Origin of the sequence: Pseudoflavitalea rhizosphaerae (assembly GCF_003991355.1) — a bacterium.
GTDB lineage: Bacteria > Bacteroidota > Bacteroidia > Chitinophagales > Chitinophagaceae > Pseudobacter > Pseudobacter rhizosphaerae.
Genome location: NZ_RCSU01000003.1, coordinates 562195 through 584160, shown reverse-complemented (window position 1 = coordinate 584160; position 21966 = coordinate 562195). Strand labels below are relative to the sequence as shown.

The 21966-nt window shown below is 46.8% G+C and carries 20 protein-coding genes; 12 read left to right on the top strand and 8 right to left on the bottom strand.

From position 1 onward, the window contains the following. Nucleotides 1–171 precede the first annotated feature (171 nt). The 8 genes from D9Y29_RS08120 (at nucleotide 172) to D9Y29_RS08085 (ending at nucleotide 9042) form a co-directional block, all read left to right on the top strand. Nucleotides 172–1683, top strand: coding sequence for a DUF6056 family protein (locus D9Y29_RS08120; protein WP_127126831.1), 1512 nt, complete (start codon nucleotides 172–174; stop codon nucleotides 1681–1683). A 14-nt stretch (nucleotides 1684–1697) separates the two neighbouring features. Next, a complete protein-coding gene (locus D9Y29_RS08115) occupies nucleotides 1698–2414 on the top strand; it encodes a glycosyltransferase (RefSeq protein WP_127126829.1) in 717 nt (238 codons plus the stop codon). Continuing rightward, the gene (locus D9Y29_RS08110; protein ID WP_127126827.1) at nucleotides 2407–3105 is read left to right on the top strand and encodes a class I SAM-dependent methyltransferase; all 699 of its coding nucleotides are present in this window, start codon (nucleotides 2407–2409) and stop codon (nucleotides 3103–3105) included. The genes D9Y29_RS08115 and D9Y29_RS08110 overlap by 8 nt, the downstream gene beginning before the upstream one ends. Before the next feature lie 102 nt (nucleotides 3106–3207). Next, nucleotides 3208–4023 carry a DUF3575 domain-containing protein gene (locus D9Y29_RS08105; RefSeq protein WP_127126825.1) on the top strand — a complete coding sequence of 272 codons (816 nt, stop codon included), beginning with the start codon at nucleotides 3208–3210 and terminating at the stop codon, nucleotides 4021–4023. 285 nt (nucleotides 4024–4308) lie between these two features. Next, nucleotides 4309–5316, top strand: a complete 1008-nt coding sequence (locus tag D9Y29_RS08100; protein ID WP_127126824.1) for an FAD:protein FMN transferase — start codon at nucleotides 4309–4311, stop codon at nucleotides 5314–5316. A 50-nt stretch (nucleotides 5317–5366) separates the two neighbouring features. Continuing rightward, nucleotides 5367–6575: a Gfo/Idh/MocA family protein gene (locus D9Y29_RS08095; RefSeq protein ID WP_127126822.1), complete on the top strand. Its 1209-nt coding sequence runs from the start codon at nucleotides 5367–5369 to the stop codon at nucleotides 6573–6575. Between the two features lie 13 nt (nucleotides 6576–6588). Then, entirely contained in the window at nucleotides 6589–7953 is a 1365-nt protein-coding gene (locus tag D9Y29_RS08090; protein WP_127126820.1) for a 3-keto-disaccharide hydrolase, read from the top strand. Between the two features lie 216 nt (nucleotides 7954–8169). Beyond that, on the top strand, nucleotides 8170–9042 hold the full coding sequence (locus D9Y29_RS08085; RefSeq protein WP_127126818.1) for a class I SAM-dependent methyltransferase: 873 nt from the start codon (nucleotides 8170–8172) through the stop codon (nucleotides 9040–9042). A gap of 52 nt (nucleotides 9043–9094) precedes the next feature. Here D9Y29_RS08085 and D9Y29_RS08080 read toward each other — a convergent pair whose 3' ends face one another. From D9Y29_RS08080 to rpsF, 6 genes are all read right to left on the bottom strand, one after another. Then, on the bottom strand, nucleotides 9095–9970 hold the full coding sequence (locus tag D9Y29_RS08080) for a universal stress protein (RefSeq protein WP_164735310.1): 876 nt from the start codon (nucleotides 9968–9970) through the stop codon (nucleotides 9095–9097). A 30-nt stretch (nucleotides 9971–10000) separates the two neighbouring features. Continuing rightward, nucleotides 10001–11380 carry an HAD-IB family phosphatase gene (locus D9Y29_RS08075; RefSeq protein ID WP_127126814.1) on the bottom strand — a complete coding sequence of 460 codons (1380 nt, stop codon included), beginning with the start codon at nucleotides 11378–11380 and terminating at the stop codon, nucleotides 10001–10003. A gap of 439 nt (nucleotides 11381–11819) precedes the next feature. Next, on the bottom strand, nucleotides 11820–12185 hold the full coding sequence (locus tag D9Y29_RS08070; RefSeq protein ID WP_127126812.1) for an RNA recognition motif domain-containing protein: 366 nt from the start codon (nucleotides 12183–12185) through the stop codon (nucleotides 11820–11822). Between the two features lie 359 nt (nucleotides 12186–12544). Continuing rightward, a complete protein-coding gene (gene rplI / locus D9Y29_RS08065; protein ID WP_127126810.1) occupies nucleotides 12545–12991 on the bottom strand; it encodes a 50S ribosomal protein L9 in 447 nt (148 codons plus the stop codon). A 10-nt stretch (nucleotides 12992–13001) separates the two neighbouring features. Beyond that, the gene (gene rpsR, locus D9Y29_RS08060; RefSeq protein WP_127126808.1) at nucleotides 13002–13268 is read right to left on the bottom strand and encodes a 30S ribosomal protein S18; all 267 of its coding nucleotides are present in this window, start codon (nucleotides 13266–13268) and stop codon (nucleotides 13002–13004) included. A gap of 5 nt (nucleotides 13269–13273) precedes the next feature. Next, entirely contained in the window at nucleotides 13274–13630 is a 357-nt protein-coding gene (rpsF, locus tag D9Y29_RS08055; protein ID WP_127126806.1) for a 30S ribosomal protein S6, read from the bottom strand. A 567-nt stretch (nucleotides 13631–14197) separates the two neighbouring features. Here rpsF and htpG point away from each other — a divergent pair. After that, the gene (gene htpG, locus D9Y29_RS08050; RefSeq protein ID WP_127126804.1) at nucleotides 14198–16039 is read left to right on the top strand and encodes a molecular chaperone HtpG; all 1842 of its coding nucleotides are present in this window, start codon (nucleotides 14198–14200) and stop codon (nucleotides 16037–16039) included. Nucleotides 16040–16054: 15 nt separating this feature from the next. On the opposite strand, the gene recJ is transcribed toward htpG, so the two are convergent. Next, entirely contained in the window at nucleotides 16055–17764 is a 1710-nt protein-coding gene (recJ, locus tag D9Y29_RS08045; RefSeq protein ID WP_127126802.1) for a single-stranded-DNA-specific exonuclease RecJ, read from the bottom strand. A 37-nt stretch (nucleotides 17765–17801) separates the two neighbouring features. After that, nucleotides 17802–18764: a polyprenyl synthetase family protein gene (locus D9Y29_RS08040; protein ID WP_127126800.1), complete on the bottom strand. Its 963-nt coding sequence runs from the start codon at nucleotides 18762–18764 to the stop codon at nucleotides 17802–17804. A gap of 349 nt (nucleotides 18765–19113) precedes the next feature. Here D9Y29_RS08040 and D9Y29_RS08035 point away from each other — a divergent pair, with 349 nt between their 5' ends. From D9Y29_RS08035 to D9Y29_RS08025, 3 genes are all read left to right on the top strand, one after another. Beyond that, nucleotides 19114–20619: an OmpA family protein gene (locus D9Y29_RS08035; RefSeq protein WP_241237875.1), complete on the top strand. Its 1506-nt coding sequence runs from the start codon at nucleotides 19114–19116 to the stop codon at nucleotides 20617–20619. 158 nt (nucleotides 20620–20777) lie between these two features. Further along, on the top strand, nucleotides 20778–21593 hold the full coding sequence (locus tag D9Y29_RS08030; protein WP_127126796.1) for an outer membrane protein assembly factor BamD: 816 nt from the start codon (nucleotides 20778–20780) through the stop codon (nucleotides 21591–21593). Continuing rightward, the gene (locus tag D9Y29_RS08025; protein WP_127126794.1) at nucleotides 21568–21909 is read left to right on the top strand and encodes a DNA-directed RNA polymerase subunit omega; all 342 of its coding nucleotides are present in this window, start codon (nucleotides 21568–21570) and stop codon (nucleotides 21907–21909) included. The genes D9Y29_RS08030 and D9Y29_RS08025 overlap by 26 nt, the downstream gene beginning before the upstream one ends. Nucleotides 21910–21966: the final 57 nt, after the last annotated feature.

Here is a 21966-nt window from a genome sequence, read left to right as displayed (position 1 = left end):
CAATGCGGGAGAGTAGGTAGCTGCCATATTTATTATCAAAAGCCTTGCAATCTGTTTTGCAAGGCTTTTGTCGTTTTTACAAGTTTTACTGCCACACATATCTCTCTTTCTGGTTATCTTTAGCACGCACCACCTCATTACCAGATCCGCAAAATCTATATCATCGCCTCCATGAAAAAATTGACGCTGTCGTTAGGATGGATCCTGACCCTACTCATCCTTGCAATGATCGCCCTCTGTTTCTTTCAATCCCTCTCATTTGATGATTATGTGCCGGCTTACCTGAAAAAAGAATTTGGCCAGCTCGGCAGCATCCACTGGTACCTCACCGAATGTAACGGCCGTTATTCCACCATCCCGTTCTTCCTGCTGATCGCCGCATCCGGCAATTTTGTTGCGCTCTATCCATACCTGCTGATCTTCTTTATCCTCTTCTCCATCCTTGCTATCTATTGGTCCTTGCATATTATCAGCAGCAACCTGTTTACAGGAACCCCGCACAGCCGCCAACTGCTGCTCTTTTCGGCAATCGTAAGCTTCACTTTCCTGGCTGTGATTCCCGAAGTTGCTTCATATTATTACTGGTTCGCTACCAGCATCACTTATCTTTTCCCTTTCTGTATCTTCCTCCTTTACCTGGCTGCCTGGTGTTCATTTTTCACAAAAGAGAAAAAATGGAAATATGCAATCGTGCTATCCCTTCTTGGCCTGCTGCTGGGAGGCTCCAATGAAGTAATGATGTATTTCGTGTTTGTCATTCCTTTCCTTAATACGGCAGTGATGGTAAGCATGAAGCAAAAGGTCACTGCTCCCATGTTCCTGATCATAGCAAGCGCCATACTGATGGCCATCATTGTTCTCTCCATGCCGGGCAATGGTACACGTACCAACCATTATGAAGCCGCTCAATCCATATTCGCATCTGTTACAGGCTCTGTGTTCAGAACTTTCAAGTTTTGCCTGCTACTCTTTTCCAACCCGCTATTCTATATCAGTTGCGCAGGTGTGATAGTGGCAGCTTCATTTATCAGACCTGAGCTCACTGCATACTTTAGCAAAAAGAAAAGCAATTGGCTCCTGGAAATACTGATACTTTTCGCATTGATTTTTGGATTTGATCTGGTGATCAGACAACTCGCCAATAATGTGGTGCCACCAAGAGCCACCAATATTCTCGTTTGTATCAGCCTGTTAGGTTGCTGGTGGATCATCATCATGAATGCATACCGTTTCAGCACACTGCTCAGCTGGCTTCAACTTCACCACAACAAAGCAAAGCTGTGCTTTTACGCTTTGTTTATCCTGGGCTTGCTGGGATCGGATTATTTCTTGCAACTCATCAGCAATATCATTACCCTACCCACGCACCAGATTGTTTTAAAGCAGCGGGTGAAGCTCATCCGCGATGCAAAGGATAGCGGACGCAATACGGCATACATTCCGCCTTACCAGCAGGAAGTAGAGAAGGAACTGCAGCGGAGGTTCAGGGGAAAGAGCAGATTTGTAAAAGAAGAATTCCCTTTCCCTCCCTCATTTGCCTATTTCAAGGATGAACCATATTCTAAAGAAGATGCCTATTTTTATGCAGAGTATTATGGTATCGACAGCATTGCTACCGATACCGCAAGGTATGCAAGATGGGGACTAACCAATATCTTACCGAATAGCCAACCAGTAAAATAATATCCTGTCAGAATATGATGTTGAGTATTGTATTGCCTGTTTACAACCGGATACTGCAGCTGAGTGAAGGGCTGGAAAAACTGAAATCCCGGTTGGACCAAATGCAATGCACATACGAAATCATCATCATCGATGATGGCTCAGCAGCTAAAGAAGAAGTGCAGGCAATCGCTGTACAGCATCAATGCATCTGCCTGCGCAATGAGGTTAATGCCGGCAAAGGAAAATCCGTCAAAAGAGGCGTACTCGCTGCCACCGGCAACCTGATCATTTTCATGGACGGCGATTTCCCATTCGATCTTTCCATCATTGAAACCATGTACCAGTGTCTCCGGGAAAATGATGTGGTGATCGGCGACAGAACCCTGCCCGGATCAAGTTATGTAAAAGAATCTGTTGTATTGAGAAAAGCTGGCAGCCGCATACTAAGCGCTATCATCAGGAAGTTCTACCTGAAAGGCATCAGCGATAGCCAGTGTGGCATCAAAGGCTTCCGGTCTGACGCCGGTAAAGCGATCTTCAGCAAGGTAACCTTCTCAAGATTCTCCTTCGATGTGGAAGCGCTGTTCATAGCCACGCATAATCAATTCACCATCGGCCGATTACCGGTGCATGTATACGAACAGGACGGAAGTTCGGTGAATGTGCTGAAAGATGGACTGGGTATGATGCTCAGCCTGATCAAAATAAAACTCAATCACGCCAAAGGAAAATACAGGATCAATGAATAGGAAATGGACCAACCGCATCCGCTTCATCATGGATGAATGCATTCCTCCGCTCATAAGAGACAGGAGATGGTTCATGTATCCATTCTATTATTTTGCTTATCGGGGAAAGAATATCGCAACCGCGATGGATTTCAAAAAACATTATTTCGAGTGGAGCCCTGAACAACTGCAGCAATTCTATTCAAACATCAATTCCATTTCCACCAACAGGAAAACAGATATTTCCGAAGGAGGTTTGAAGCATATCCTTCAGCATTGCAGTAAAGACATCAGCTCGGTACTGGACGTGGGCTGTGGCAAAGGATTTTTACTGCAGATGATCCATCAGCATCATCCTCAATTGAATTTGCATGGCGCCGACTTTGTAGCCCAACCTGCCATGACATTACCTTTCACCCAAACCGATGCGCGGAGTCTTCCATTTCCTGATCAGTCATACGACCTTGTTGTTTGTACACATACTATCGAACATATCTACAATGCACATGAACTGGTGAAAGAATTGAAAAGAGTGGCACGAAATAAGATCATCGTGATCACGCCAAAGCAGCGCTACTTCTATTATACACTCGATGAGCATATCAACTTCTTTCCACAAAAGGAAATACTCGCTTCACTCATGTCGATGGAAAAGTACCAATGTGATCTGATTGATGGAGACTGGGTATTTACCGGCTATCTTCCACAGTAAATTCCCGGGGAATAATACTTTCTTCAAACTTTTTACGTTAAGGGGTTTGCCGTATCTTGGCGGCGCTTAACCGAATTTGTTATAGACCCCAAAAAACCTGAAATGAAATTCATTTTTACCCTCTTCGCAGGTCTTTGCCTGTCTGTTTCCACTTTCGCACAATCTGAAACCGCTGCCGCAGATACCGCTGTGTCCCCAACATCCACATCAAAAGGCTCCAGTTTCATTTGGTACAAAAAGAACACAGTAAAGATCAATTTGTCTTCCCTTACCCTGAACAACTATTCTCTGTATTACGAGCGTATGCTCACACGCAAGATCGCAGCAACTGTTGGCGTACGTTATATGCCCAAAACAAAGCTGACGGAAACCATGCTCGGCAAACAGATACTGGACCAGCTGGATGAAGAAGATAACGAAGATATCAAGCCACTCGCAGCTTCCAACACCACTTTCACAGCCGGCATCCGTTTCTATACCGGTTCACGCTCCGGCGCCAAAGGATTCTACGCAGAGCTCTATGGCCGCTACGGGATCTATGATCTCGATTATGATTACAGTTTTACCACCAATGGAAAAGAATACGATATGGTGATCAAGGGAAAGCCTACCGGATTTGGTGGTGGCCTGTTGCTGGGTGGCCAATTCAATCTCTTCAAGAATATGGTAGTTGATATTTACATCATCGGCGCACACTACGGAAAAATGTCCGGCAATATTGATGGCATCAGCGATCTCTCCACAATGACTGACCAGGAGAAAGCTGATATGGAAAGCGATATCAATGATATCGCTCCCAAGTTCGATGGAAAGAAGGTCCTTGAAGCCAAAGTTGACAACAATGGCGTGAAAGGAAAACTCGATGGCCCATTTGCCGGCATCAGAGGCCTTGGACTCAGCATTGGCTGGGCATTCTAAGAAATTGTAAATTATCGGTTATTGCATTACGTTATAAAGGGTTGACCACTAACTGGTCAACCCTTTTCTTTTGCGGCCGGCAGTCGCTCGCCTCTGGCGAGTGACTTANCGGCCGGCAGTCGCTCGCCTCTGGCGAGTGACTTATGTTTAGTCGCCTCCGGCGACGCGGTGTTCGCCGGAGGCGAACCAATAACAGTCACTCGCCTGAGGCGAGCGACTGCTCCCTGAGTAAATTCTTCAGGCTTTCTTAGCAGTACACCTTACAACAGGGTTATATTTGTTGTAATGCGGCCGATAATCATCCTCTTACTGATCTTCAGCTGCCTCGCCGGCAGCAAGCCACGGCAAAAACAAGCCTGGCGCCTGAGCGGCTTCGCCCAGGGCACAAGCTGGCATATCACTTACTATGCAACAGACAGCATCATTGCACAATCGGCCATCGACAGCATCCTCACAAGACTCGACAGCTCCCTTTCGATCTACAAACCCTGGTCCCTCATCAGCCGGTTCAATCAATGTGAACACAGTATGGAGATAGATGAGCACCTGGCCAACGTGGTGAGCGCCTCTTTCTCTGCGTTTCAAAACACAGATGGCATTTTCGATATAACCATCCAGCCCGTTACACAGGCCTGGGGATTTGGCCCAATCAAGCTTACTAAAATGCCAGATACGCTTACTATTTCTAATCTCATGCAATGTGTGGATATGCGATATTTATCCCTTCAGGGATCCACGCTGATCAAACGAAAGCCCTGTGTGTCAATTGATGTGAATGGTATTGCCCAGGGATACAGTGTGGATGTGCTGGCCGGATATGTAGAAACCAGAGGCATTGCGGATTATATGATCGAGATCGGAGGGGAACTAAGATTGAAAGGATTGAAATATCCAGGCGCCAAACCAATGCGCATCGGGATTGAAGCGCCGGCTGAGAACGAGTTTGAGCCTTCACTGATGCAAAGGATCATCTGTCCGGCCGATGGCGCCGTAACCACTTCCGGAAGCTACAGGAAATTCTTTGAGAGCGGTGGGCAGAAGGTTTCGCATATCATCGATGCCAGGAACGGGTTTCCCGCCAGGAATGAACTGGTCAGTGTTACCGTTTGGGCTTCCGATGCCACCACTGCAGATGCTTACGACAATGCCCTGATGGCGATGGGACTTGAAAAAGCTTTACAGTTCCTGCAACAACATCCTGAACTGGCGGCTTATTTCATTTACCGGGGAAAAGATGGACGGATTGCAGATACTGCCAGTACATTTTTCGATAAATTTATGTCTGTTGAGTAATACCGGCCCCGTGATACCGGCAATTTTTAAAAGGTTCTGAAACACTGACTATGAGCAGACGGAAATTTCTTCAGCAGGCCGGCGTATTGACTGGCGGCCTCTTGCTTCATCAGCAACTCATGGCTGCATTCGGCAGCAAATTCCGGCAAACGATCAATATCGGTTTTATCGGATGTGGCGACAGAGGCCGGGGCATCCTCAGCATCATGCAGGAGCTCCCTGAATCATTCAAGGTTACCGCTGTATGTGATGTACTGGATTTCCGCCTCCGGGAAATGCTGAAAGCAACAAATGATCAAAATGTAAAAGGGTACAAAGACCATCGCAAGCTGCTGGTAGATAAAAACCTGGATGCAGTGATCATCGCCACGCCACTGAATACGCATTACGCCATTGCGGCAGATGCACTCGCAGCAGGGAAACATGTTTTCCTGGAAAAGACCATGACCTACAATATCCCCGAAGCATCCAAATTGGTGCAGCTCGCAAAGCAGCATCCCGCGCAGGTTCTACAGGTAGGGCATCAGTATCGTTATGTGCCGCTCTATTTCAAAGTGAAGGAGATGATCGAAAAAGGATATCTCGGAAAAGTAACGCATATAGATTGCCGTTGGGACCGCAACTGGAACTGGCGAAGGACTGTTCCCCAGGGATATACAGACAAGCAGGTGAACTGGCGGATGTACAAAGCCTATTCCGGTGGACTGGTGGCAGAACTGCTTTCGCACCAGATCGATTTCATCAACTGGGCTTTCGATACACATCCCGATGAAGTACTCGGTACAGGAGGTATCGATTTCTACAAAGACGGAAGGGAAACTTTCGACAATGTACAGGTGGTACTCCGTTACAACAAAGAGAATATGATCGGCAACTTCGGCGCCACTTGCGGTAATTCACGCGAAGGATACATCTTCAAGATCAAAGGCACCAAAGGCACTGTGGCGCTACTGGTGAATGAAGGCGTGTTCTATCCCGAACCCGCCATGCGCAAGGAATTGCAGGTAGTGGACGGCGTTAGCGGCGCCACAAAAATAGAATGGAATAAAGATGGCGGTATCCCTATCCTCAAAGAAAAAGGAAAAGATGGCACCTGGTATGCACTGACAGATTTCCATTCATGCATCACCGAGAAAAAGTTTCCTGCATCCAATGTGATCACCGGGGCCACTACTGCCGTATGTGTTCACCTTGCTAACGCTGCCGCTTATACGCATACTCTTCAGCAATGGAAACCTTCTTATAACTTTTCAAAATAATCCTGCTTTTATCATGAGAAAGATCATTGGATTCATACTTGCTACAATGGCCGTTCCCGCTGTATTTGCGCAGCCGTCCGAAAAAGGCTGGACCAGCCTTTTCGACGGAAAAACGCTCAATGGATGGAAGAAGCTCGGCAAAGCCAATTACCAGGTGGAAAATGGAATGCTGGTGGGAACTACTGTGGGGAAGTCGCCCAATACATTCCTGATGACAGAAAAAGAGTATGGAGACTTTATCCTGGAATGCGATATGAAAATGGAAGACATCACTTCCAATTCCGGGGTTCAGTTCCGCAGCCATATCAACCCGGCAGGCAATAATGGTGCAGGCCGCGTGTTCGGTTATCAACTGGACATCGATCCTTCCCCGCGCAAATGGACCGGAGGAATTTATGATGAAGGAAGAAGGGAATGGCTCTACGCATTATCGCTCAATAAAAATGCACAGGATGCCTGGAAGAACGGAGAATGGAATCATGTAAAAATAGAAGCGATAGGTCATCATCTGAAAACATGGATCAATGGCGTGCCCTGCGCTTATGTGGTAGACACTATGGACGCTGCAGGGTTCATCGCACTGCAGGTGCACAGCATCAACAAACCCGAGCAGGAAGGCAAGAAGATCTGGTGGAAGAATATCCGTATCAAAACCTCCAACCTCAAGCCCGAAGCATTCGGTAAAGGCGTATACGTTTACAATGCGATCCCCAACAATTTATCCGCCTATGAAAAGAAGAATGGCTGGAAGCTGCTCTTCGACGGAACATCCACCAGTGGCTGGAGAAGCGCCAAAGGCAAGACTTTCCCGGAAAAGGGATGGGAAGTTAAGGATGGCTTGCTGAATGTATTGGGCTCTGATGGAAAGGAATCCACCAATGGTGGCGATATCGTTACGCTTGACGAGTACGCTGCATTCGATCTCTCCTGGGACTTCAAACTCACGCCCGGCGCCAATTCCGGCGTGAAATATTTTGTTACCCTGAAGGAAGACAGCAAAGGTTCTGCTATCGGGCTTGAATACCAGTTACTGGATGATACGCTTCATCCCGATGCAAAACTTGGACTCAACGGCAACCGAACACTGGCTTCTCTCTATGACCTGATCAGGGCAGAGAAAACATCCCGCTTCATCAGGCAGCCGGGCAACTGGAATACAGCCAGGCTGGTAGTGTATCCTAATAATCATGTAGAGCATTATCTGAATGGAGTGAAGGTACTGGAATATGATCGCGGGTCACAGGCGTACAGGGAGCTGGTTGCAAAAAGCAAATACAAAGTGTGGCCTAATTTCGGAGAAGCGCCCAAAGGCCATATCCTGTTGCAGGACCATGGCGATTCGGTGAGCTTCCGAAGCATCAAAATAAAGCAGTTGTAACGGCATGTGGCCAAAAAGGTCAGAGAGCTGGCAGTCGCTCGCCTCTGGCGAGTGACTTTTATTTAGTCGCCTCCGGCGACGCGGTGTTCGCCGGAGGCGAACCAATACTGGTCACTCGCCAGAGGCGAGCGACTGGCCACAAACTGTTACAACTGCAATAGTCCGTTTTGGCGTTCTTATGTGGAATGATTATTTTACTGTTAATAATCGAAACACATGAAAGTAGACAAGGCCAGCCGCACCGCCCTATATATGGCTTTCTTCAGAGCACTCGAATCAACGAGACCGGAAGGTAAGCGCCTTTTCTACGATCCCTATGCTGTTTTTTTTCTCGATAATAAACTGAAACGGGCCGTGCGTTATTCGCCCGTCCCGTTGGTGAGAAAATATCTCCGGTGGAAGATCCACAAGGAGTTGCCGGGCGGATTTACTTCCGGCGTAGCGAGAACAAGATATATCGATGACCTGCTGAAAGCCAGTATCAACAAGGGTGTTCAGCAGGTCATAATTTTAGGCGCCGGTTACGATACAAGGGCGCTCAGACTGGATTATTTACAGGATATTCCCGTTATAGAGATAGACCATCCCAATACAGCAAAAAGAAAACTGGGCGCCTTGCAAAGTGAAATGGGGAAGCTGCCTGCAAATGTCCGTTTCTACCAGATCGATTTCAATGAACAAAGCCTGGATGACCTTGCGCAAACAAGGCATATCGATATGAGCATTCCTACAGCTTTCATTTGGGAAGGTGTTACCAATTATCTTTCCGATCAGGCAGTAGACAATACTTTCAAATTCTTCAGCCAGTTCGCGTCCGGCTCCTGCCTCATCTTCACATATGTTCACCAGCAGGTTTTTGATGATCCCGGTTCTTTCTTCGGCGCACAAAAACTCTTGAATGACCTGGCTGAGCTGGAAGAGACCTGGACTTTCGGTTTCGATCCGGAAGAGTTGAAAGATTATTGTAAGAAATTCAATTGTACCCTGGAAGCCGATAAAGGCGCAGTTGAATACAGGGAAGATTATATGCCTGAAAGGCCCGAGCGCGGATATGAGTTTTACCGTGTAGCGATGGCCGTTAGGGACTAAAAAGCCTCCCCTGGACAGAGGAGGCATAACCCTAAAAACAACTACTTAAAAATTAAGATGCTGAGATCGTTTCATTATTGTTGCGGCTGTCTGTGATCACGGGGATCCTGGAGCCATATGATAATAGTTTTCTGGTGATCCTGTTCCACCAGCCCGGCATATGGAATTCTTTCAGCGGGTTGGCCATGATCAGGTCAGCATTGATGCGTTTGGAGAATTCCAGTGTACTCTTTGCGAGATTCTTTCCTTCCAGCAGGAAACATTGTACAGGAATGGTACTGAGGCTCTGGATCACTTCCAGGGTGGTATCCATGATGCTCTTGGCAGCGTTCTGTTCTTTCTGCTCATCACGGAGGCTTACCAGGTATACAGTGGATTTGAAAGTGCGCGCCAGCATGGTGGCAAATTTGATACGGTGCAACGGCAGATTGTCTGTCAGTGGCAACACGATCTTCTTGAAATGACTAACCAGTCCACTGGAGCGGATAGTGAGCACCGGTACATTTGTTTTGTGCGCCAACCTGCTGATGCTAACGGTGCTCAGCACACGATGCAGAAGGTTGAAGCGGGCAAGCCCTACCACCACCAGGTCCATTTCAAATTTCTGGATATAGTCGGCCAGTTGCTGACTGGGATTGCCTTTGAGGAGGCTGATCTCCAGCTTGCCACCTCCGCAGATATGATTGCTGTAAATATCACGGAGGTTTTCCAGTTTCTTCCTGGCATTGGTCATGTCTGCTGCATCATAGGATGGCATCAGCATGCTCATGTCCAGCGGTAGCAATGGCATCAGGGCTCCCGACGAAACGTGCACCAGGTGTACGTTACAGTGGAAGGTATTGGCCAGTTCGATGGCCTTGCTGATAGCCCATTTGTTCTTTGCCGTGAAATCAACGGGAACCAGGATATTATACAGAGTTTTTGGCATAGACGTTCTTTTCATAATTTAAGTAAGTTGTTAAACAGCCAGCTCCAGTAATGTCTGGAAGCTTTCTTCTTCTATATTGGTGCCTGCAATGGTCCTGAGCAGCTCATCTTTTGTCCGGAATGCAACGCCCTTGCCACCATGTCCGATCATGCAACGGTCGTCCCGGCTATCGCCCACCACTATGCAGTTTTTCAATTGAACACTGTATTTATCGCAAACATGCTGCAGAACGTTCGTTTTACAGTAAGCATGTCCGCAGATGCTTTCCGGCGATCCGAACCAGTACGACGGGAGGTTTACTTCGCCGGTGCATTTACCTTCAAAGAATTCAAGCTGGTTGGCATAAGTGAAATCAGCGCCGATCTGTTGCTTCACATAATTGGCGACGAGCGTATAGCTGTTGCTGATGATGCCGATGATATAACCACGTGACTTCAGTTCAGCGATCACTTCTTTGATATCGGGCACCATAGGAATCTCAGACACAACATTGAGCATATCGTCGATAGTGCGTCCTTTCAACAGCAGGCCGATGCGCTTGGTAAGGATGATGGGGTCCTTCTCCTGCGAGCGGAGGTCATCAAGTTTAGCGGTGAACCCAAACTTTTGGGCACAGGCGTCGATGGTCCGGCCAAGAAGAATGGTATCATCCATATCAAAGATGGCCATCTTATGGAAGCCACTGAGCTTTTCACGGAGCGTTCTGTTCATTTCCCCGCTGACAGCTTCAATACTCATGATATCTTCCTCACTGATTTCCTGTGGGTGCCTGCGTTGCGCTTTGGTGATGATGGCGCGGCTCACTTCTCCACTCATTTTGCCGAGTGCCTGCCAGGGCTTTGATTTGTTTTCGATATAACCGATGTTCACTTCGCGGATGCGTGCTTTCATCAGGTACATATCGATGAGTATGCCGATATCAACACCGTAATCGTTGAGCAGATCTATTTTCTGGAAGAATGATTTTTTACCGGCGATCATGCCGCTAAGCGGTTGTTCAAAATGGGAGAGGCCGGGATAGAAGATATTGAGCAGCGGTTTAGCCACCAACTCTGTTACGCGGCCTGCGTTGCGTGCGAAACTTCCTTTCACGAAATCCACTTCATCCTTTACCAGTGGGTCGGCCAGCTTCGAAATGGTTTCTTCCGGATATGGATCGATATCTCCGTCCAGGAAGATCACAATATCATTGGAGGCTGCATCGATACCATCTTTCATGGAAATACCTTTCCCTCTCACCTGGCTGGTGATCACTTTGGCGCCTGCTGCGCTTGCAATTTGTGTCGTTTTGTCCTCAGATTTATCGTCAACCACAATTACTTCATTCACAAGAGGGGAACTGAGGCAGAACCTGACCACATTCGCAATCGTATTCTCTTCATTTAACACCGGGACAATAACAGTTAGCACAAGTACCTCCTTTTGATTTACTACGGTTTGTATTGATCTTTCTGCACTTATCTGGAAAATCCTGCCGGATGGTTCTGAGGGAAATTGGCAGATGCATTGTTATAGTTGACAAAAGCCATGCCTTAACACCCTGAGAACGATAAAAAATGCATCAATTGTGGATATATTTCCTGGCTTCACAGCGGCCCATAATGGCGCGGCGGTAATATGGCCTCTGAACCTTATCAGAGGGTTAAAACAGCATTAAAAAACTATTAAACATAGGGTGCTGGGATCATATAGTAATATAAGAAAAAATGAGGAGAAAAACAGGAGTATAATTTGACCGCTGATCTGCGGTTATTCGTTGCTGTTATATTGCCGGGTGCAGGCGCAAAAAAAATCCTCTTGTCCGTAAACAAGAGGATTATGATAGACTAAAAGCGATTAGTTGAGTTGATTAGAAATCCCTGTTGTAACCGCCGCCGCCCCTGTTGAAGCCGCCTTTCTTGTAGCCGCCGCCACCACCGGAGCCGCCGCCGAAGCTTCTCTTCTTGAAGCCTCCGCCACCGCCACCATTTTGTGGTTTGGGTTGCGCTTCGTTAACGATGATTTTTCTGCCTAATACTTCAGATTCGTACAGGCTGGTGAGCGCGTTCTGAGCTTCGCCGTCTTCAGGCATTTCAACGAAACCGAAGCCTTTGCTGCGACCACTGGCTTTGTCCTTTACGATTTTTGCAGAAGTAACAGAACCATATTGTTCGAATAAGGTTCTCAGATCGTCATCGGTCATTTGCCAGGAAAGGTTCCCTACGTAAATGTTCATTGTAACAATAATTTTAGATGTTCTGAAAAAGCAGATAATGACGCAAGTTGCTTCAATGAACTGAGGAAACCGGAAAAACAGGTAAAGCACTACAGTACAAGAGAACAAGTTCATTAACCATACATGAAGATAAGAAATAATTTGATTTACCAAATAAAATTTCGGTCAAATCCTGATTGGGCAAGCATTTGAAGAAATTACGATATGTACCCGATATACAAAGGATTAAGTGTGGAGCGGGTTCCGGGGAATGGGCCGGTCCTGTTTGCGGCCGGCCCGGATGGAGGAATACGGATGACCACAAAAAAAGAGGGTGGAAATGTTGTTCCACCCTCTTGAATTATCTGCAGACTTTGAGATTACTCAGCTACAACTTCGAATTCAACTTCGGTAGCATGACCGTTGCCGAAATCGATATTGGCTTTGTAGGTGCCCAGTTCTTTAACTTCGTCAACGATAGAGATCTTCTTGCGATCGATCTCATATCCTTTTTGCTCGCGGATAGCGCGGCTGATCTGGAGAGAAGTTACGCTGCCGAAGATCTTGCCACTGGTACCGGTTTTAGCACCGATCCTCAGTACACCATCTTTCAGTTTGGCGATTACTTCCTTGATTGCTGCCAGCATCACTTCTTCCTTCTTGCGAACGATCTTCATCCTTTCTTCCAGTTGTTTCAGATTGGATGAAGAAGCCTCTACCGCAAATTTTTGCGGAATAAGGAAGTTACGGGCGTATCCGTTGCGAACTTTTACAACCTCGTTTTTGGCACCTAAGTTATCTACGTCTTGAATGAGTATAATGTCCATGGTGTCCTCCTTATTTTAAAAGGTCTGTTACATAAGGCAGCAAAGCCATCTGACGGGCTTTTTTCACAGCCTGAGCCACTTTACGCTGGTACTTCAGAGAGTTACCGGTAATGCGGCGGGGCAGCATCTTACCTTGTTCGTTCAGGAATTTTTTCAGGAACTCTGCGTCCTTATAATCGATATACTTGATACCATACTTTTTGAAACGGCAGAATTTCTTCCTTGGCTTCTCAGTTTTAATGGCCGTCAGGTATTTGATCTCATTTGCTTTTGCCATGATGATTAACCCTCGATTGCTTTTTCAGTTCCTGTAGGTACACCACTTCTCTTTTTACCATTGTACTCGACGGCGTATTTATCGAGTGCAGTGAACATGTGACGGAGAATGTTCTCGTCACGGAGCATCTGAATTTTGAACTGCTCATTGAAGGTGGATGGCGCTTGGTATTCCAGTACCCAGTACAGACCAGTGGTCTTTTTCTGGATCGGATACGCCAGTGATTTCAGACCCCAGGGATTTTCGTGCACAACTACACCGCCATTATCTTTGATAAAGTCAGTGTATTTTTTCTGAGCGGTTTTGAAGTCGTCATCAGAAAGCACAGGGGTAAAAATCACCATCAATTCGTAATTGTTCATGATCCCTGTTTTGTTTTGAAATAAAGAAATATTGTTCTGTTCCCCGCCCCGTCTGCGTTTCCACTTCCGGTTAAGGGGCTGCAAAGATACAGACTTACCACCATAGTGGCAAAAGCCCGATCAGAAAAGTTTTGGAGAAGACGAGGATGGCGTATTTTGCTGAAAACAAAGAACTTATCGGGTAGCACTATCTTATCAGCCGCTTCCTGCTGCCCAACCTGATTCCCATTTCTCATTTCTCCTGCCTTTTTTTCTCATTCCTGTCACCTGGTCACCGTAAAAAAGGCCTGCAAAAGAAAATTCGGCATTCCATCATTTTCAGAAAAAATAGAAAAACCAACCATTTCTCCCATCATTTTATCGGCACTGCTGCACCCGCGGCCCCTCAGCGGAGGGTTATTGAAACTCCGGCCTGTAAAACAAAAGCGAAGAAGCCCGATAGAAATTCCACCGCCCAAACCAACCCTCCACAGCTGATCAAAAACTCTCCCGCGGCGGTTTGTTTTGCCGCCGGATTTCAAAAACCCGGAGCGATCTTTGGTATCTTCCCTGCAAATTAATTGTACAATGCAAAAAGGATCGATCAGGGTACAAACCGAGAACATTTTTCCTATCATTAAAAAATTCCTCTACAGTGATCACGATATTTTCCTTCGTGAGCTCATCAGCAATGCTGTAGACGCCACACAAAAACTGAAAACACTCAGTTCCATCGGAGAAGCCAAAGGCGAACTGGGAGAACTGAAAATTGAAGTGAAACTGGATGTGGACAACAAGACCATTACCATCTCCGACCGTGGTTTGGGTATGACTGCCGACGAGGTGGAGAAATACATCAACCAGGTTGCATTCAGCGGTGCAGAGGAATTCGTGAACAAATACAAAGGACAAAACGAGAATAATATAATCGGAAAGTTCGGTCTTGGATTCTATTCCGCTTTTATGGTGAGCGATAAAGTGGAGATCTTCACCAAAAGTTTCCGCGATGGTGCAAAGGCCGTTCGCTGGGAATGTGATGGCAGTCCCGAATACATGCTGGAGGAAACAGAAAAAGAACAAAGAGGCACAGACATCGTACTTCACGTTAATGAAGAAAGCAAAGAGTTCCTGGATGAGCTGCGTATCGAGTCAGTACTGAAAAGATTCTGCCGTTTCCTTCCTGTTCCTATCTTCTTCATCGGAAAAGAAAAAGAAGAGGAACCGCAACCTATCAACAACACACAACCGGCCTGGGTAAAGAAACCTTCCGAGCTGACTACAGAGGATTATCAGAACTTTTACAAAGAGCTCTATCCCTACAATGAAACGCCTTTGTTCTGGATCCACCTGAATGTGGACTATCCCTTCAACCTCACCGGTATTCTGTATTTCCCCAAAATCAAACAGAACTACGAGATCCAGAAAGACAAGATCCAGCTCTACGCCAACCAGGTTTTCGTAACCGATGAGGTCAAAGACATCGTACCTGAGTTCCTCATGTTGCTGCAGGGCGTGATCGATTCTCCGGATATCCCGCTCAATGTGAGCAGGAGCTATCTGCAGGGTGATCCCAATGTAAAGAAGATCAATAATCATATCACCAAAAAAGTAGCGGACAAGCTCGATGAAATTTTCAGGAACGAAAGGGCATCATTCGAAGAAAAATGGGACAGTCTCGGACTGTTTGTGAAGTATGGGATGATGACGGACGATAAGTTCCTGGAAAAGGCAAACAAATTCCATTTGTTCCAGTCTGCCGATGGCACTAAATTCTACACGCTGGAAGAATACCGTCTCGCTGCAGAAACACTGCAAAAGAATAAAGATGGAAAGCTGGTGATCCTGTATACCACGGATACTGTGCAGCAGGATGCTTACATCAAAGCTGCTGAAGCGAAGGGATACATCGTTGTGAAACTGGATACTTTGATAGATGCCAGCTTCATCAACCAGATGGAGCCTAAATGGAGTGATGTTCATTTCAACCGGGTGGATGCAGACATCACAGACAACCTGATAGACAAGCAGGAGAATACAGAAATGGTTTTGAACGAGGATGATCAAACGAAGTTGAAAAATCTTTTCTCCATCACTCCTCCGGGATTACAGGTAACAGTGGAGTTGAAAGGGCTAAGCCCCGAAGCGCCTCCTGTACTGGCCACAAGGCCTGAGTTCATGCGCCGAATGAAGGATATGGCTGCCATGAGCGGACCGATGGGAAGCTTCTACGCCAATATGCCTGATGAGGTAACGTTGACGGTCAATGGAAATCATCCGATCTACCAGCAGGTACTGGCTACAGCCGATGCCGGAAGGCAGGAAAAGATGACCAGGAACCTGGCTGATCTCGCTTTATTGAGCCAGGGTTTACTGAAAGGAACGGAACTAACCAGCTTCATTAGCCGAAGTGTAGACCTTCTGAAAAATTAAAGGGTAAGAAATAAATTATAAGGCTTCGTGCCGTCTTAAGTCAAGCACCTTCAGTTGAAGGTGCTTTTCATTATTCCACTCGTTCTCTTCCAGCGTGAATACGATATCCACTGGTTCTCCGTTCTGCAACAAATGGAATTTGGAAGCAAGGTTGAAGCCGATCCCGTTGAAGAGGATATTGCCCTGCCTTACTGAAAAACGGATATGCACATCCTTCACGATCTTCGAGTAGCCGGAATCGGTAACACCGCTCACCATGAGGAGCGGCTGCATGTTTTCCGGCCCGAAGGGTTCCATGCGTTTGATGATATTGAAAAAAGATTGCTTGAGGTCGCTTAGTGTAACAACCGAGTCTATATTGATTTCGGGGATCAGCATGTCTTCCGTGATGGAGGCTGAAACCACTTCTTCGAATCTTGCCCTGAAAGCCTCCACCTTGCCGGGTTCCAGGGTCATGCCAGCTGCGTAGAAATGTCCGCCATATCCAAGGAGGAGGTCGCGGCACTGGTGGATGGCTTCATAAACGTTGAAGCCTGCCACGCTTCTGGCGGAACCGGCAATATATTCTCCCGATTGTGTTAATACGATGGTTGGACGGTAGTAGTGATCGATGAGCCTGGAAGCCACGATGCCCACCACACCTTTGTGCCAGTGCGGTTGGTATACGACGGTAGATTTGCTGCTCACCATAGTGTTGTCTCCGCTGATGATGGCGAGCGCTTCGTCTGTGATATTCTTATCAGCCTCTTTTCGGTCTGAATTATCTGAATGCAGCATGGCTGCGTATTGCCTGGCTTCATCGATATGTTTGGCGATAAAGAGCTGCACTGCTTTGCTGCCATCGTCCATTCTACCGGCGGCGTTCACGCGCGGTGCGATCATGAATACCAGGTTATTGATATAAAGTTCCTTTTGCGCGCCTCCGAGTTCCTTGAGGGCACGGATTCCGAAATTGGGCTCCTCATTGGCTTTTTTCAGACCGTGGTAAACGAGTATCCTGTTTTCGTCTACCATGGGAACGATGTCTGCTGCGATAGCGGTGGCCAGCAGATCGAGGTATTCCATCGGGGCGGAGCTGCTGAGCTCCAGTTTCCCGGCAAGTGCCGTTATCAGTTTGAAACCTACGCCGCAGCCGCAAAGTTCTTTGAACGGATAGTTGCAGTCAGCTTGTTTGGGATTGAGGATGGCAACGGCCGGAGGCAGGATAGCGTCCGGCGTATGGTGGTCGCAGATCACAAAATCGATCCCGAGCTCTTTAGCATATCCTACCAGGTCGATGGATTTGATGCCACAGTCGAGGGAGATGATGAGCGTTGCACCTGTCGTATGTGCATGGTCGATACCTGCTTTGGAAACGCCGTATCCTTCGCGGTAACGATGGGGAATGTAATACTCAATATTGGAAGGTTCATACACGGTTTTGAGAAAACTGTACATGCAGGCCACAGCAGTTGTGCCGTCTACATCATAATCACCGAATACAAGGATCTTTTCGCGGTTATTGAAGGCTGTGAGGATGCGGTCCACGGCTTTGTCCATATCCTTCATCAGCCAGGGGCTGTGGAGGTTGGCGAGGTCCGGGTTGAAAAAGGCTTTTGCTTTCTCGTAAGTATCTATGTTACGCTGGATGAGGATTTGCAGGAGCGCCGGATGAATATTGAGGTCCTGCCGGAGTGCGGTGAGTTTTGCGTCTTCGACAGAAAGTATGTTCCAGCGTTTTTGCATGTTGGTATATGTAGTGTATGAAAATAGGAAAATGTGATCAGAATTTTCTGTCGGTGGTAAATCTCACCAGTTCTTCGAGGCCGTTGCGGACTTCCTGGTTATCGAAATCATTCAGGATGGCGAGGGCATCGTCGCGGTACTGCATCATTTTTTGTTCGGCATATTGGATGCCGCCGGCTTCTTTCACAGTATTGATCACTTCCTGCACTTTCAGTGGATTACGGTTATCGTTTTTAATGATACTGATCAGGCGGCGGCGGGTGGTTTTATCGGCATTGTTGAGGGTGTAGATCAGTGGGAGGGTAAGCTTCTTTTCTTTTATATCGTTGCCGGTGGGTTTGCCTACTGCTTCGTTGCCGTAGTCGAAAAGATCGTCCTTGATCTGGAAGGCAATGCCTGTTTTTTCACCAAAAAGCCGCATTTTTTCCGCAATTGTTTCATTTTGGGAAGAAGAATAGGCTCCGGCTGAGCAGGCAGAGGCGAGGAGGGAGGCTGTTTTATTGGTAATTATCTCGAAATAGATATCTTCCCGGAGATTTAGCGTGCGGGATTTCTCCATTTGCAGCAATTCTCCTTCGCTCATTTGTTTAACAGCGCGGGAGAGGATCTGCAGAATGCGATAGTCGTCGTTATCGAGTGAGAGAAGCATTCCTTTGGCGAGCAGGTAATCACCAACGAGTACGGACACCTTACTTTTCCAGAGGGCGTATGTAGAGAAAAATCCCCTTCGTTCGGGAGATTCATCCACTACATCATCATGTACGAGACTGGCTGTATGCAGCAATTCAACAAGAGATGCTGTCCTGTATGTGGATTCGTTTACAGGCCCGCTCAGCTTGGCAGACAGCAGCACAAACATCGGTCTCAGCTGTTTGCCTTTGCGGTTCACGATGAACCGCATGATGCGATCCAGCAGCGGAACCTGACTTTTGACCGCCTCCCTGAACTTTTTATCGAAAGCAGCCAGTTCATCGTGTAGTATTGCCTGTGATAGTTTCATGATTGGAAAAAAGAACGGCAAACATACTATTTTACTGTGTATTACTAACGGTAAAACAGCCCTGTTTTCGCGCGTTCTTAAAGGGTGAAAGACAGCAAGATAATGCACGCAACGTTGGTTAAAAAAATTTGGTATTTAGTTTGCAATTAATATTTTTGCACCTAATTCGGATAATTGGTTTTCTTAATCCTTCACATAAATTTTAGTTATGGCAAGCAAAAAGTACACAGGTTTATTTGGCTTACTATGCCTGCTTACGTCAGGCGCGTTTGCCCAGATAGGCGGAAGTTATGACGTACAGGATTCCTCTGTAATTCCCTCAAAAAGACTCCCTCAGCACACAGAGTTCATGGCAAATAATTACGCTTTTCCTGCCAAACCCAGAAATAAATGGGAAATAGGCGTGAAAGGCGGTTTGGCTACCATTTCCGGCGACGTTCGCGCCAGGCCGGGTTGGGGCGCTGGTCTCCACGTTCGTAAGGCTTTAGGTTATGTTTTCTCTCTGAGAGCCGACTTCGGTTACTACCAGGCGAGAGGTCTGAACTGGCAGCCTGGTCGTGTAACGGTTAAGAACCCAGCATGGGCTGGATACACTCCGGGCTCATATGTTTTCTATAACTACAAATCCACAATGTATGACGGAAGTCTGCAAGGTGTATTCACATTGAACAATATCCGCTTTCACAAAGCGAAAACCGGATTCAATATTTACGGTTTTGTAGGTGTGGGTGGTCTTGTTTATGATGTGAAAGTGAATGCTCAGAATGGCAGCAGTGGTAATTACGAAGCTGACTTTAATACCTACGTAGCAGGCCGTGGTCTTAACAACTTCAAGTACAAGGACAGGAAAGACATCCGCAAAGATGTGAAAGACATGATGGATGATTCTTACGAAACGCAGGCTGAAAGGGATAACGGACCAGAACTGTTCGACAAGCCTTTCAAACCTACACTCGTTTTTGGTGGTGGTATGCAGTTCAGACTGAGCAAAACACTTAGCCTCAGCATTGAAGACAAGGTTACCATTGCTAAAACCGACCTGCTCGATGGTCAGCAATATCAGGAGAATGATTTTACGCATGCTGCGCTCACCCCTGATAAGGATCTGTTCAACTTCGCTTCAATTGGTCTGAACTTCAATATCGGTGGCAAATCCGTTGAACCACTCTGGTGGCTGAATCCGCTGGATTACGCTTACAACGAGCTCAACGCTCCACGTCACATGAAACTGCCTAAACCCGTTCTGGATGATGCAGACGGCGATGGAGTTACTGACCAATTCGACCAGGAGCCTAACACACCTGCCGGTGCGCCTGTTGATACCCGTGGTGTAAGCCGCGATACTGACGGTGACGGTGTTCCTGACTACAAAGACAAAGAACTCATTACCCCCACACAATGTCAGCCAGTTGATGCTGATGGTGTAGGTAAATGCCCAGAGCCTGAGTGCTGCAAAGAGCTCCGCGATAAACTGGCTAACTACAAACCTGGTGGTGACTGCCAGATCGGAGACCTCCCAAGCATCTCTTTCAGAGGCAAAACTGTTGTACTGAGCAAAGACGCTAAAGCCCTCCTGGCCAGCGTAGCTCAGAAAATGCGCGACCACTCTGATTGTAAAGTTGCTGTTGTAGGCTACTGCTCTACCAACAAAACTGAACAACAATTAAGCTGGGACCGTGTGAACGCCGTTATCAACCACCTGGTTGAAAAAGAAGGTATCAGTGCTGACCGCTTTATCTTCAAATACGGTGAAATGAACGGAGATTGCAACACCGTTGACCTGCGCGATGGTACTGGTGAAGAAGGACCTACTACAGTTCCTGCTCCTCACCCCAACTTACGTCGCAGAGGATAATCATTTTTGCTTTGACTATACTAAAAGCCCTTTGGTCGGCCGCCGGATAACCCGGCGGCTGGATCAAAGGGTTTTACAATTTTATTAACTTCCTCTTTTTGAGGTTAATAACTAATCCTTTAATATTTGTACCTAAATCCTTAACTTTGCCCACTTTTATGAGATTAACTGTCATCTTCGTATTCCTGGCCATTACAGCCGTTTCCTGCTCCAAATTTGCCAAAGTGCAAAAGAGCAACGATTATGAGTATAAGTTGAGGATGGCGGAAAAATACTATGTAGCCAAGAAGTACCATTTTGCTTCACAGCTCTATGCCGAACTGTTCCCCTTGCTGAAAGGGCAACCGCAGTTCGAAGATCTTTTTTATAAGTACGCTTATTGCAGCTATTACCTCAAAGACTGGCCCAATGCGGAATCACTCTTCAAGCAATTTGTGGAAGTGTTCCCCAATAGTCCGAAGGCAGAGGAAATGGAATACATGAGAGCCTATACTTTTTACCGTCAGAGCCCGAAAGCTGAACTGGACCAAACCAATACCCAGAAAACGATCGGCCTGATGCAAACATTTATCAATACCCATCCGGAATCTCCCCGGTCCAAAGAAGCTTCGGGAATCATTGATAAATGCCGTGAGAAAATGGAAGACAAAGCGCATAAGAGCGCCGAGCTCTATTTCAATATGGGCCACTTCAGGGCAGCCGCAATAGCGTACACCTCCCTGATGAACGATTTTCCGGATTCTGAAAAAAGCGACGAATATAAATTTCAGGTGATCAAATCATATTATCAGTTCGCATCCAACAGTATCGAGGACAAGAAATTGACCCGCTTTGAGCAGGTGGTGACTGAATGCAACGATTTTATTGATCGCTTCCCCGAGAGTAAACTGCGCAAGGAAGTGGACAATTACCTGACATTATCTAAAAACAACATCAAAGATCCATCTAATGAGCAAGCTAAGACGCCAAATTAGTGCCAACACCACTAACGTAGCAGAAACCAAAGATCTGAATGTGATCAAGTCCAAGACTGGTAATGTGTACGAGTCCATCGCCATCATTGCCAAGCGTGCGAATCAGATCAATATCGGGCTGAAAGAGGAACTGCACAATAAGCTGGAAGAGTTTGCAAGCCATACAGACAGCCTCGAAGAGATCCACGAGAACAAAGAGCAGATCGAGATCTCGCGTGCATATGAGCGCATGCCGAATCCTGCGCTGCTGGCTACCCAGGAATTCCTGGAAGACAAGATCTACCATCGCAAGAACGAGGATGATCTGTTCAGCTAAATATGGCTGTTGGAGATAACTAAAATTCGTGAAGCGACAGAATCGTTCTGTCGCTTT

What these genes read in the sequence shown, in the direction of transcription:
- rpsR (WP_127126808.1), bottom strand. Translation starts at nt 13,268, where the DNA reads ATGGCAAAAGCAAATGAGATCAAATACCTGACGGCCATTAAAACTGAG.
- recJ (WP_127126802.1), bottom strand. Translation starts at nt 17,764, where the DNA reads ATGCAAAAACGCTGGAACATACTTTCTGTCGAAGACGCAAAACTCACC.
- D9Y29_RS08035 (WP_241237875.1), top strand. Translation starts at nt 19,114, where the DNA reads ATGGCAAATAATTACGCTTTTCCTGCCAAACCCAGAAATAAATGGGAA.
- D9Y29_RS08030 (WP_127126796.1), top strand. Translation starts at nt 20,778, where the DNA reads ATGAGATTAACTGTCATCTTCGTATTCCTGGCCATTACAGCCGTTTCC.
- D9Y29_RS08025 (WP_127126794.1), top strand. Translation starts at nt 21,568, where the DNA reads ATGAGCAAGCTAAGACGCCAAATTAGTGCCAACACCACTAACGTAGCA.
- D9Y29_RS08110 (WP_127126827.1), top strand. Translation starts at nt 2,407, where the DNA reads ATGAATAGGAAATGGACCAACCGCATCCGCTTCATCATGGATGAATGC.
- D9Y29_RS08105 (WP_127126825.1), top strand. Translation starts at nt 3,208, where the DNA reads ATGAAATTCATTTTTACCCTCTTCGCAGGTCTTTGCCTGTCTGTTTCC.
- D9Y29_RS08070 (WP_127126812.1), bottom strand. Translation starts at nt 12,185, where the DNA reads ATGAACATTTACGTAGGGAACCTTTCCTGGCAAATGACCGATGACGAT.
- rplI (WP_127126810.1), bottom strand. Translation starts at nt 12,991, where the DNA reads ATGGACATTATACTCATTCAAGACGTAGATAACTTAGGTGCCAAAAAC.
- D9Y29_RS08090 (WP_127126820.1), top strand. Translation starts at nt 6,589, where the DNA reads ATGAGAAAGATCATTGGATTCATACTTGCTACAATGGCCGTTCCCGCT.
- D9Y29_RS08080 (WP_164735310.1), bottom strand. Translation starts at nt 9,970, where the DNA reads ATGCCAAAAACTCTGTATAATATCCTGGTTCCCGTTGATTTCACGGCA.
- D9Y29_RS08115 (WP_127126829.1), top strand. Translation starts at nt 1,698, where the DNA reads ATGATGTTGAGTATTGTATTGCCTGTTTACAACCGGATACTGCAGCTG.
- D9Y29_RS08100 (WP_127126824.1), top strand. Translation starts at nt 4,309, where the DNA reads ATGCGGCCGATAATCATCCTCTTACTGATCTTCAGCTGCCTCGCCGGC.
- htpG (WP_127126804.1), top strand. Translation starts at nt 14,198, where the DNA reads ATGCAAAAAGGATCGATCAGGGTACAAACCGAGAACATTTTTCCTATC.
- D9Y29_RS08085 (WP_127126818.1), top strand. Translation starts at nt 8,170, where the DNA reads ATGAAAGTAGACAAGGCCAGCCGCACCGCCCTATATATGGCTTTCTTC.
- D9Y29_RS08120 (WP_127126831.1), top strand. Translation starts at nt 172, where the DNA reads ATGAAAAAATTGACGCTGTCGTTAGGATGGATCCTGACCCTACTCATC.
- D9Y29_RS08095 (WP_127126822.1), top strand. Translation starts at nt 5,367, where the DNA reads ATGAGCAGACGGAAATTTCTTCAGCAGGCCGGCGTATTGACTGGCGGC.
- rpsF (WP_127126806.1), bottom strand. Translation starts at nt 13,630, where the DNA reads ATGAACAATTACGAATTGATGGTGATTTTTACCCCTGTGCTTTCTGAT.
- D9Y29_RS08040 (WP_127126800.1), bottom strand. Translation starts at nt 18,764, where the DNA reads ATGAAACTATCACAGGCAATACTACACGATGAACTGGCTGCTTTCGAT.